Annotated in this window: 7 protein-coding genes, 1 tRNA gene and 1 pseudogene; 4 read left to right on the forward strand and 5 right to left on the reverse strand. The window is 62.4% G+C overall.

Features of this window, described 5'->3' with window-relative positions:
• Positions 1-73: 73 nt before the first annotated feature.
• The 4 genes and pseudogenes from tmexC to FPB55_RS15535 all read left to right on the forward strand — a co-directional run.
• Positions 74-1,237, forward strand: coding sequence for a multidrug efflux RND transporter periplasmic adaptor subunit TMexC (tmexC, locus tag FPB55_RS15520; protein ID WP_037009368.1), 1,164 nt, complete (start codon positions 74-76; stop codon positions 1,235-1,237).
• Between the two features lie 15 nt (positions 1,238-1,252).
• A complete protein-coding gene (locus FPB55_RS15525; protein ID WP_027591160.1) occupies positions 1,253-4,387 on the forward strand; it encodes a multidrug efflux RND transporter permease subunit TMexD2 in 3,135 nt (1,044 codons plus the stop codon).
• A gap of 4 nt (positions 4,388-4,391) precedes the next feature.
• Positions 4,392-5,825 carry a multidrug efflux transporter outer membrane subunit TOprJ1 gene (locus FPB55_RS15530; RefSeq protein WP_003152694.1) on the forward strand — a complete coding sequence of 478 codons (1,434 nt, stop codon included), beginning with the start codon at positions 4,392-4,394 and terminating at the stop codon, positions 5,823-5,825.
• Between the two features lie 429 nt (positions 5,826-6,254).
• Positions 6,255-7,223: pseudogene (locus FPB55_RS15535) on the forward strand (DUF4113 domain-containing protein); the annotation flags it as partial.
• Positions 7,224-7,236: 13 nt separating this feature from the next.
• Here FPB55_RS15535 and FPB55_RS15540 read toward each other — a convergent pair.
• The 5 genes from FPB55_RS15540 to pheT form a co-directional block, all read right to left on the reverse strand.
• Positions 7,237-8,208 carry an inovirus-type Gp2 protein gene (locus tag FPB55_RS15540; RefSeq protein ID WP_144188620.1) on the reverse strand — a complete coding sequence of 324 codons (972 nt, stop codon included), beginning with the start codon at positions 8,206-8,208 and terminating at the stop codon, positions 7,237-7,239.
• Positions 8,209-8,651: 443 nt separating this feature from the next.
• A tRNA-Pro gene (locus tag FPB55_RS15545) sits at positions 8,652-8,728 on the reverse strand.
• 116 nt (positions 8,729-8,844) lie between these two features.
• Positions 8,845-9,201, reverse strand: a complete 357-nt coding sequence (locus FPB55_RS15550; protein ID WP_009685877.1) for a MerR family transcriptional regulator — start codon at positions 9,199-9,201, stop codon at positions 8,845-8,847.
• Complete coding sequence (gene ihfA, locus FPB55_RS15555) at positions 9,182-9,484, reverse strand: integration host factor subunit alpha (protein WP_003250679.1); 303 nt, start codon at positions 9,482-9,484, stop codon at positions 9,182-9,184. The genes FPB55_RS15550 and ihfA overlap by 20 nt, the downstream gene beginning before the upstream one ends.
• A 4-nt stretch (positions 9,485-9,488) precedes the next feature.
• Complete coding sequence (gene pheT / locus FPB55_RS15560) at positions 9,489-11,870, reverse strand: phenylalanine--tRNA ligase subunit beta (RefSeq protein ID WP_047149977.1); 2,382 nt, start codon at positions 11,868-11,870, stop codon at positions 9,489-9,491.
• Between the last annotated feature and the right edge of the window lie 4 nt (positions 11,871-11,874).

Genomic DNA, 11,874 nt, shown 5'->3' on the forward strand with positions numbered 1-11,874 from the left:
TATTGACTCATTTGATTTTGGTGTGGATCATGCGCGGCTTCGACTACGTACTGGCTTCGTGCTTGGGTGAGATATGAACAAATTTCGCGAGTGGATCACTTTTTCCGTGATCTCCTGTTTGGTCGCCGTGACCCTGGTTGGCTGCGACAAGCCCGAAGAGCAAGGGGAGGAGGCGCCGGCGCGTGAAGTCGATGTGCTCAGCGTGCAGACCGAGCCCTTCACCGTGGTTGCCGAGCTACCAGGACGCATCGAGCCGGTGCGTGTCGCCGAGGTGCGCGCGCGGGTGGCGGGGATCGTGCTCAAGCGCACCTTTGAGGAAGGGGCCGACGTGAAGGCCGGCGACGTGCTGTTCCAGATCGACCCTGCGCCGTTCAAAGCGGCCCTGTCGCGGGCGCAGGGTGAACTGGCCCGCGCCGAGGCGCAGTTGTTCCAGGCCCAGGCGATGGTTCGCCGATACGAGCCGCTGGTGAAGATCAACGCCGTCAGCCAGCAGGATTTCGACAACGCCAAGGCCGCTCTGCAGAGTGCCCAGGCCGACAAGCGATCGGCCCAGGCCAATGTCGAAACCGCCCGCCTGGACCTGGGCTATGCCGAGGTTCGCGCACCCATTGCCGGACGCATCGGCCGAGCCCAGGTCACCGAAGGGGCGCTGGTAGGCCAGGGTGAGGCGACTCTGCTAGCGCGTATCCAGCAACTTGATCCGGTGTACGCCGACTTCACCCAGCCGGCTGCCGACGCCCTGCGCCTGCGCGCGGCCATCGCCGAGGGCAAGGTTGCCGGCGCTAGCGACCAGCCGTTGTCGCTGCGCGTCGATGGTACCGATATCGAGAGCAAGGGCACGCTGCTGTTCACTGATATCTCGGTGGATCGCAGCACCGGGCAAATCGCCCTGCGAGGGCAGTTCGACAACCCCGAGGGCGTGTTGCTGCCGGGTATGTACGTGCGTGTGCGCACGCCGCAGGGGCTCAACCAGAACGCCATCCTGGTGCCGCAACGTGCCGTGCAGCGTTCGGCTGACGGTCAGGCCAGCGTGATGCTGCTGGGGCAGGGCGATACCGTCGAGGCGCGCCAGGTCACCACCGGTGCCATGCAGGGCTCGCGCTGGCAGATCAGCGAGGGCCTGCAGGTCGGCGACAAGGTGATCACCAGCTCGCTGGCGGCTATCCGTCCGGGCGCCAAGGTCATCCCCCGCGAGCAAGATGCCGCCGAAGCCGCTCCACAGTCCCAGGCGCAGTAAGCCGGAGAACCTCTCATGTCCCTGTTTTTCATCCGGCGCCCCAATTTCGCCTGGGTAGTCGCCCTGTTCATCTCGCTGGGTGGCCTGCTGGCCATCCCGTTCCTGCCGGTGGCGCAGTACCCCAACGTGGCGCCGCCGCAGATCACCGTGACCGCCACCTATCCCGGCGCTTCGGCGCAGGTGCTCACCGACTCGGTGACCAGCGTCATCGAGGAAGAACTCAACGGCGCCAAGAACCTGCTGTACTTCGAGTCCACCAGCAACGCCAACGGCATCGCCGAGATCACCGTCACCTTCCAGCCAGGGACCGACCCCGAACTGGCCCAGGTTGACGTGCAGAACCGTCTGAAGAAGGCCGAGGCACGTATGCCGCAGGCCGTGCTGACCCTCGGCATCCAGACCGAGCAGGCCACCGCCGGCTTCCTGCTGATCTATGCGCTGAGCTACACCGATGGCGACAAGGACGCCAACGTCACGGCGCTGGCCGATTACGCCGCGCGCAACATCAACAACGAAATCCGTCGCGTGAACGGCGTCGGCAAGCTGCAGTTCTTCGCCTCCGAGGCGGCCATGCGCGTGTGGATCGATCCGCAGAAGCTGGTCGGCTACGGCCTGTCCATCGATGACGTGAACAACGCGATCCGCGCGCAGAACGTGCAGGTGCCGGCCGGTGCCTTCGGCAGCACGCCGGGTTCCAGCGAGCAGGAGCTGACGGCGACCCTGGCGGTCAAGGGCACCCTGGACAACCCGCAGGAATTCGCCGCCATCGTGCTGCGTGCCAACCAGGACGGCTCGCGCCTGACCCTGGGCGACGTGGCACGCATCGAGGTCGGCAGCCAGGACTACAACTTCGGCTCGCGCCAGGACGGCAAGCCCGCCGTTGCCGCCGCCGTGCAGCTGTCGCCCGGTGCCAACGCGATCCAGACCGCCGAGGCGGTCAAGCAGCGTCTGACCGAGCTGTCGGCCAACTTCCCGGACAACGTCGAGTTCTCCGTGCCGTACGACACCTCGCGCTTCGTCGACGTGGCCATCGACAAGGTCATCATGACCCTCATCGAGGCCATGGTGCTGGTGTTCCTGGTGATGTTCCTGTTCCTGCAGAACGTGCGCTACACCCTGATCCCGTCCATCGTCGTGCCGGTGTGTCTGCTTGGTACCCTGACCTTCATGTACCTGCTGGGCTTCTCGGTGAACATGATGACCATGTTCGGCATGGTGCTGGCCATCGGCATCTTGGTGGACGACGCCATCGTGGTGGTGGAGAACGTCGAGCGGATCATGGCCGAGGAAGGCCTGGCGCCGGTGCCGGCGACCATCAAGGCGATGGGGCAGGTGTCCGGGGCGATCATCGGTATCACCCTGGTGCTGTCGGCGGTGTTCCTGCCGCTGGCCTTCATGGCCGGCTCGGTGGGGGTGATCTACCAGCAGTTCTCGCTGTCGCTGGCGGTGTCGATCCTGTTCTCGGGCTTTCTTGCGCTGACCTTCACCCCGGCGCTGTGTGCCACGCTGCTCAAACCGATCCCCGAGGGCCATCACGAGAAGACCGGTTTCTTCGGCTGGTTCAACCGCAAGTTCACCGCCCTGACCGGCCGCTACACCAAACTCAACGGCAAGCTGGTGCCGCGCGCCGGGCGGGTGATGTTCATCTACCTGGGCGTGGTGGTGCTGATGGGTTTCTTCTACCTGCGCCTGCCGGAATCCTTCGTGCCGGTGGAAGACCAGGGCTACATGATCGTCGACATCCAGTTGCCGCCAGGCGCTACCCGTGAGCGCACCTCGGCCACGGGTGAGGAGCTGGAAGAGTTTCTGATGGCCCGCGAGGCCGTGCAGACGTCCTTTCTGGTCCTCGGCTTCAGCTTCTCCGGCATGGGTGAGAACGCGGCCATTGCCTTCCCGCTGCTCAAGGACTGGTCCGAGCGAGATTCTTCGCAGTCGCCGGAAGCCGAGTCGGCTGCGGTCAACCAGCACTTCGCCAACCTCGATGACGGCGCGATCATGGCGGTGCCGCCACCGCCGGTCGAAGGCCTGGGCAACTCGGGTGGTTTCGCCCTGCGCCTGCAGGACCGCGCCGGCCTTGGCCGCGATGCCCTGTTGGCAGCGCGCGATGAAGTGCTGGGCAAGGTCAACGGCAATCCGAAGTTCCTCTACGCCATGATGGAAGGTCTGGCCGAGGCGCCGCAGCTGCGCCTGGTGATCGACCGTGAGCAGGCCCGCACGCTGGGTGTCAGCTTCGAAGCGATCAGCAGCGCGCTGTCCACTGCGTTCGGCTCGTCGGTGATCAACGACTTCGCCAACGCCGGCCGCCAGCAGCGCGTGGTGGTACAGGCCGAACAGGCCGAGCGCATGACGCCGGAAAGCGTCCTGCGCCTGCATGTGCCCAACGACAGCGGCAGCCTGGTACCGCTGAGTGCTTTCGTCACCACGAGCTGGGAGGAAGGCCCGGTGCAGGTCGCGCGTTACAACGGTTACCCGTCGATCCGCATTGCCGGTGACGCCGCGCCCGGCGTGAGCACTGGCGAGGCGATGCTCGAACTGGAGCGCATCGCTGCCGAGCTGCCCGAAGGTATCGGCTACGAGTGGACCGGGCTTTCGTATCAGGAGCGGGTCGCCAGCGGCCAGGCGACGATGCTGTTCGCGCTGGCCATCACCGTGGTGTTCCTGCTGCTGGTGGCGCTCTACGAGAGCTGGGCGATCCCGCTGACGGTGATGCTGATCGTGCCGGTCGGCGCACTCGGCGCGGTACTGGCGGTGACTGCCATCGGCCTGCCCAACGACGTGTACTTCAAGGTCGGCCTGATCACCGTGATCGGCCTGGCGGCGAAGAACGCCATTCTCATCGTCGAGTTCGCCAAGGACCTGTGGGAAGACGGCTACTCGCTGCGCGATGCCGCTGTCGAAGCCGCGCGCCTGCGTTTCCGCCCGATCATCATGACCTCCATGGCGTTCATGCTCGGCGTGGTGCCGCTGGCCATCGCCACTGGCGCCGGCGCTGCGAGCCAGCGCGCACTGGGCACCGGGGTGCTGGGCGGGATGCTCAGCGCGACCATGCTCGGGGTGATCTTCGTGCCGATCTTCTTCGTCTGGGTGCTGTCGCTGCTGCGCACCAAACCTCAGCAAACCGACAACCATCCCCTGCATAAAGCGGAGTAATGCGATGACCTCTCACTTCATGCTCCGTCGCGCTCTGCTGCCCCTGGCCATCGCCGCCCTGGCGGGGTGTTCGCTGGCCCCGACCTACGAGCGCCCGCAGGCACCGGTCGCGTCGCACTGGCAAGCCGCCGACGCGGAGGGCGCCCGTGCCCAGGCGCTGGACTGGCAGACCTTCATCGTCGATGCCGACTTGCGCCGCGCGGTGGATACGGCGCTGAGCAACAACCGCAGCCTGCGCCAGGCGCTGCTGGATATCGAAGCTGCGCGTGCCCAGTACCGCATCCAGCGTGCTGATCGCCTGCCTTCGATCAACGCCAATGCCAGCGGCAACCGCCAGCGCCTGCCTGCCGATCTGTCGCAGACCGGGCGCTCGGAAGTGACCAGCAACTATCAGGTCGGCCTCGGCCTCGCGGAGTACGAAGTCGACCTGTTCGGCCGCGTGCGCAACCTCTCCGAGGCCGCGCTGGAGACCTACCTGGCGACCGAGGAGGCGACCCGTGCCACGCAGATCAGCCTGGTTGCCGAGGTCATCCAGGCCTACCTGACCCGCGATGGTGCGCTACGCCGCATGGCCCTGGTCGAACAAACCCTGGACAGCCGCATGGCCTCGCTGGAGCTGGTCAGCCAGCGCCGTGCAGCGGGGGCCGCCACCGCCCTGGATTACCAGGAAGCGGTCGGCCTTGCCGAACAGGCTAGGGCCGAGCGCGAGAGCACCGAACGCCAGTTACGCCAGGCGGACAACGCCCTGGTCCTGTTGCTCGGCACGCCAGATGCCGCTCGCCTGCTGCCCGCGACGCCCCGCGACGACCTGATGGTGCTGCAGGACATCGCCCCCGGCACCAGCTCGGAACTGATCGAACGGCGCCCGGACATTCTCGCCAGCGAGCACCGCCTCAAGGCGCGCAATGCCGATATCGGTGCAGCTCGCGCCGCGTTCTTTCCCCGGATCAGCCTGACCGGTTCGGTGGGCAGCTCCAGTGCCGAGTTGTCCGGATTGTTCGATGGCGGCTCGCGGGCCTGGAGCTTTGCCCCGACGCTGTCGCTGCCGATCTTCGCCGGTGGCCGCAACCGCGCCAACCTGGACCTCGCCGAAGTGCGCCAGGACGCGGCGGTGGCCGACTACGAAGGCACCATCCAGACCGCCTTCCGCGAAGTGGCCGATGCCCTGGCCGCCACCGACACCCTGCGCCGCGAGGAGGCTGCCCGCCAGGCTCTGGCCGGTTCCAGCGAGGCTGCGATGGCCCTGGCTAAGGCGCGTTACGAGGGCGGCGTGGACGACTACCTGCGTTATCTTGACGCCCAGCGCAGCACCTTTAGCAACCAGACCACACTAATTCAAATCAGCACGGAACGGCAGATTGCGCTGGTTGACCTGTTCAGGTCTCTGGGCGGTGGCTGGGGCCAAACTGAACCGATGGCCGGGATCGGCGCTGAGTGAGCAAAGCCAGGAGTCCTGCATCCGAAGACCGGACTCTGGCTCCATCACCGGTGAGCTACTGGTCATCGACGGGGCAATCGTCTGATCGAGAATAAGACTGTCTGACGACTGGCAGGCCTATGGATTATTGGTGGCAGCAGCTAACGGCTCTATAAAGAGCTGCAAAAAATCACTGTAACGCATGATTGACTGACTGCTTCTGGCCGGTTTCTGCCTGTTGCGTCTCTGCTGCCCACTGGCCAAGTCGGATGCACGCGGTGGTCAGTACCAATGCAATTGACTGGTCAAATGGGTGCAATTGCGCAGGTATGGACTTCAAGCCCCAATTTCCTGGAAAAGAGGTTCTTTCTATGGACATCCGACATCAGAGATTGAGTAGCGGAATGTCTGAGCTGAAGTCATGTCCATGGCTGTTCTTCTTTCCTTTACATCGACGAGGCCTTTGCCGATATGACCGGTCTACCCGAACCGCTGGAGTCGATAGGCCGTCAGGTACAAGCAGAGATCAGGCAGAAGACCGGCATACCCGTTGGAATTGGTATCGCCACCACCAAGACACTGGCCAAGCTCGCCAATAACGCCGCGAAGCGCTGGCAGAAGCAAACTGGTGGCGTCGTTGACATCCGCGATCCGGTTCGGCGCGACAAGCTGCTCAAGGCCATGCCTGTCGAGGAAGTCTGGGGCGTTGGTCCCCGAATGCGTGCTCACTTGGAAGGCATGCAAATCAAGACAGCTTGGGACTTGGCACAGATGGATGCCTGGACACTACGCAAGCGATTCAATGTCGTGGTCGAGAAAACTGTGCGCGAACTGCGCGGTGTAGCGTGCCTGGAGATCGAGAACGAAATCGAACCCAAGCAAGAGATCTGTAGTAGCCGCTCATTCGGCAAGCGCCTGCGAGAGTTAGCGCCTATCCAAGAGGCCGTCACCAGCTATGCGACGCGCGCTGCTGAAAAGCTCCGCAAGCAGGAGTCGCTCTGCAGACAGGTGCGGGTCAGTCTGCGCACCGGGATGTTCAACCCAACCGAGGCTAAATACGCCAACGGCGTCCTCTGCCAACTGCCCTACCCAACCGACGACAGCCGACTGATCATCAAGGCCGTCCAGGCTGGATTGCAGCAGGTCTTCAGAGAGGGTTTCAGCTATGCCAAGGCTCAGGTGATGCTGTTGGATCTGTGTCGCAAGAATGAGTACACGCCGGATCTGTTCGCCCCCGAGCAGCCCGTGAAAACCGAGAGACTGATGAGCACTCTGGACGCGATCAACAATCGTTGGGGGCGAGGTACCCTGCAGCCTGGACGCATCGCTAAGCCAGTCGAGTGGGCTATGCGAAGAGAATTGCTCTCCCCCGCATACACCACTCGCTGGTCTGAGCTGATGGTTGCGAAGGCCAAGTAGCCTTGCCATTCACTTATCCGCGACGAGCACGGCTCAGAGTCCCCTTACGCAGGCAGCGTGCTCCCGCAGGCTTCAAGCGCAGGTGCTGATCGTCCTTGACTAGGTATTTCATGGCGTAGTGCGTATGGGGCCGTCTCGACTGATCGTCCCTCTGGATCTGGCCAATGCCTAGCTTGTCGCCGTACTGATCCTTGTCGTGATTGCAGCTATGGGCATAGCCCTGACGGCGAGTGACCTCCTCCCATAGCTCACTGATCTCAATCGCCTTACAGACATCCCGGCACACTATGTTGCCATTGAAGAAGTAGGCTGCATGGATGTGGTAACCCCTACTGTCATTTCGATCCCCCTGCTCCACGGCGTAGATGTAGCCGATAAGGTGCTTGAAGATCGGATGGCGGTGGTGCTTGGTAATCAGGGCATCCAAGTGATCGAACACTTGCTCGATACGCAGCCTGGCTTGAGCCTCAGACCAGTAGTACAGGTTCAGCCTGATGATCGTCGTACGCGAGTATCGACTCATCATCGCATCCGTGTACTCGGTAATGTCCCTATCCTGCTGCTTGGCTAACCCCTGTCGGTCCCACTTCCTACGCCGATACCACTGCTCTCGTGTCAGCTCACGGATCCGTTCTGTGAGTACGTTCATGCTCTGCTCATGGCTGAGCCAGTACGTACCCGTCTCGCTCATGCAGACAGGGCCATTGGGTGAACGCTGAAGGCCAATGTCGTCACAGGCCTCCCGGAACGCTAACAGGTGTTCGCTGTAGTCGTATGGCACTCGGTCATCGAACAGGTTGTACATCTGCTGGACGTTGGTGAAGTACCGGGAGAGTCTGGTCTGCTCGACCTGCTCATAGCCTGACCGTTTGTGCGTAATCCGGAATGCGGGTGTATCGCTGCGCTCGATAGCCTGGACGAGTGATTCGATCTGCAGGGCTATGTCGGATTGTGAGAGGTGGGTGTTGTGCTTGCGGTTGGTCATGGTTCAGTACCTGATTGGTTGATGGTGCATATCAGGTAAGTGGTTTTTTTCTTTTTACTGGTCTTCTTTCCCTCTGGTGTAGTCAGTGGTGATGGGTAGTGATGGTTAGTAAGAGTTGGTAGTTAATAGCTATTAGCTATATCAATAGATGCAGCCATGCCTACCTCCGCTCCTCCCGATCAGGCCAGGCAACGGGGAGCAACATTGCTTGGCCTGTCGAGAGAAATTCTGGATTGAGCTTTGGGAGAGTTAGCTGAGTGGTGCACCGGCTTAGCAGAGCCGCAAGATGGCCTAAGCGGTGACGAGGCTGACGTGAAAAAATCAGATTAGGGCTAACGGTGACCCAACGGTGACCAAAACGCAGAATTCTGGACGGCAGCTGAAAACCATCAGGCATAAAAAAATCCAGTCACCGTTAAGTGACTGGATTTTCTAGGGTTTTTTGGTCGGGACGGAGTGATTCGAACACTCGACCCCTTGCACCCCATGCAAGTGCGCTACCGGGCTGCGCTACGCCCCGACTGGGCTTGAAGCATGTTCTCAATACTGCCGAGAACGTTGAAGAATGTACCCTAACCCTCTGATAAATGAAAGCTTTTTCTCAAAAAATTTTTCACTCACCCGAAAAGCCACAGCTCACTTCTTCAACACCACCAGCACATCCTCCAATTCGACAATCATCTGCCGGATCAGCTGCTTGTACTGGCTCGAATCATCTTTAGCCTCATCACTGGAGAGCCGCAACCGCGCCCCGCCAATGGTGAACCCCTGCTCATACAGCAGCGCGCGAATCTGCCGGATCATCAGCACGTCTTGCCGCTGATAATACCGCCGGTTCCCCCGCCGCTTCACAGGGTTGAGCTGGTCAAACTCCTGCTCCCAATACCGCAGCACGTGTGGCTTTACGGCACACAACTCGCTCACTTCGCCAATGGTGAAGTAGCGTTTGCCCGGTATGGGGGGCAGTTCGTCGTTATGGCTTGGTTCCAGCATAGGCCTCAACCCGGGCCTTCAACTTCTGCCCTGGACGAAAGGTGACGACGCGCCGTGCGGTGATCGGAATTTCTTCCCCTGTCTTGGGGTTGCGGCCCGGCCGCTGGCGTTTGTCGCGAAGGTCGAAGTTGCCGAAACCAGACAGCTTGACCTGCTCGTTCTCTTCAAGTGCGTGCCGAATTTCTTCGAAAAACAGCTCGACCAGCTCCTTGGCCTCACGCTTGTTAAGCCCCAGCTCCTCGTACAGCCTTTCGGCCATCTCAGCTTTCGTCAGAGCACCCATGCCGTTATTTCCTTAACGTGGTGTTCAACCTTTGTTCGAGCGAGGTGAGGATGTTTTGCAGGGTAGTGTTCACCTCATCGTCGTTAAGAGTGCGCGATGGATGCTGCCAGGTCAAGCCGACGGCCAGGCTTTTTCTATCAGGATCAATACCTTTACCCTGGTAGACATCAAACAGCCTGAGGTCTGTGAGCCATTCGCCTGCATTGTCACGAATTAATTCAAGCACCGCGCTGGCTGCTACGTCACGGCCGGCGATCAAGGCCAGGTCACGACGGGTTTCCGGGAACTTGGACAGTTCGCTGAATTTCGGCAGGCGGCCTTCGACCACGTCGCCCAGCACCAGCTCGAACAGGAACACCGGGCGGTCCAGGTCCAGGGCTTTGGCCAGCTCTGGGTGGATGGCGCCGAGGTAACCGACCAGTTTGCCGTCGCGCTCGATGGCGGCGGTCTGGCCTGGGTGCAGGGCTGGGTGCTTGCCGGCGCTGAAGGTGAAGTCGCTCAGGGCACCGGAATAACCCAGCAAGGCTTCCACGTCGGCTTTAACGTCGAAGAAATCGACGCCGTCGCGGCCGTTGGCCCAGCCTTCTGGCAGGCGGCTGCCGGTGACCACGCCAGCGATCATGGGCTGCTGTTGCAGGTCACCCAGCTGGCCGACGAAACGCAGGCCGCTTTCGAACAGGCGCACGCGGTCTTGCTGGCGGTTCAGGTTGTGCTGCAGGGCTTTGACCAGGCCCGGCCACAGCGAGGCACGCATGGCGGCCATGTCGCTGGAAATGGGGTTGGCCAGCAGCAGCGGCTCTACGCCCGGGCTGAACAGTTCGAACAGTTTCGGGTCGATGAAGCTGTAGGTGATGGCTTCCTGGTAACCGCGGGCAACCAGCAGGCGGCGCAGGGTCGGTAGGTCACCGCGGGTTTCCGGCTTGCCCTGTGGCGCCAGGCGCGCTTGCGGGTAGCGGACCGGCAGGTTGTTGTAGCCGTACAGGCGGGCCAGTTCTTCGATCAGGTCCACTTCCAGGCTGATGTCGAAGCGGTGGCTTGGCACGGTGACGGTCCACTCCCCTTCGGCTGCCTTGCTGGTGGTCAGTTCCAGGGCGTTGAGCAGTTGCTCGACCTGGGCTGGGTCCATTTCCATGCCAAGCATCTGGGTGATGCGTTCGGCGCGCAGGGTAACCGGGGCCACCTGCGGCAGGTGCTGCTCGCTGACGGCTTCGACGACCGGGCCGGCTTCGCCGCCGACAATGTCCAGCAGCAGCTGGGTGGCGCGTTCCATGGCTTCGCGGGCCAGGTGCGAGTCGACGCCGCGCTCGTAGCGGTGCGAGGCATCGGTGTGCAGGCCGTAGGAACGGGCTTTACCGGCAACCGAAATCGGCTCGAAGAAGGCACTTTCCAGGAACAGGTCGCGGGTTGTTTCGGTGTTTACACCGCTGTGCTCCCCCCCCATGACGCCGGCGATGGCCAAGGCACGGGTGTGGTCGGCGATCACCAGGGTGTCGGCGCGCAGGGCCACTTCCTGGCCGTCGAGCAGAACGAGCTTTTCGCCCTCTTCGGCCATGCGTACGCGAATACCGCCGTTGATTTCTGCCAGGTCGAAGGCGTGCATCGGCTGGCCGAGTTCGAGCATCACGTAGTTGGTGACGTCTACGGCGGCGTCGATGCTGCGCACGTCGCTGCGGCGCAGGCGCTCGACCATCCACAACGGGGTTGGCTTGCTCAGGTCGACGTTACGGATAACGCGGCCCAGGTAGCGCGGGCATGCAGCCGGGGCGCTGACTTCAACCGGGCGCACTTCGTCGTGGGCCGGTGGTACGGCCGGCACTACCGGGCGGGTCACCGGGGTGTCGTACAGGGCGCTGACGTCACGCGCCAGGCCGGCGATGGACAGGCAGTCACCGCGGTTCGGCGTAAGGCCGATTTCGATGCTGGCGTCGTCCAGGCTCAGGTAGGTACGAATGTTCTCGCCTACCGGGGCATCGGCTGCCAGTTCCAGCAGGCCGTCGTTTTCTTCGCTGATTTCCAGCTCGGCAGCCGAGCACAGCATGCCGAAGGACTCGACGCCACGCAGCTTGGCCTTCTTGATCTTGAAGTCGCCAGACAGCTCGGCGCCGATCATGGCGAATGGCACCTTGATGCCTGGGCGGGCGTTAGGGGCGCCGCACACGACCTGGAAGGTTTCCTGGCCGTTGGTTACCTGGCACACGCGCAGCTTGTCGGCGTCCGGGTGTTGTTCGGTGGCCAGGATCTCGCCTACCACGATGCCGCTGAACTGGCCGGCAGCGGGGGTAACGCTGTCGACTTCAAGGCCGGCCATGGACAGGCGGGCAACCAGTTCGTCACGAGAGACTTGCGGGTTTACCCAACCGCGCAGCCACTGTTCACTGAATTTCATGCTG

The sequence above is a fragment of the Pseudomonas sp. BJP69 genome (assembly GCF_007633355.1).
Classification (GTDB): domain Bacteria; phylum Pseudomonadota; class Gammaproteobacteria; order Pseudomonadales; family Pseudomonadaceae; genus Aquipseudomonas; species Aquipseudomonas juntendi.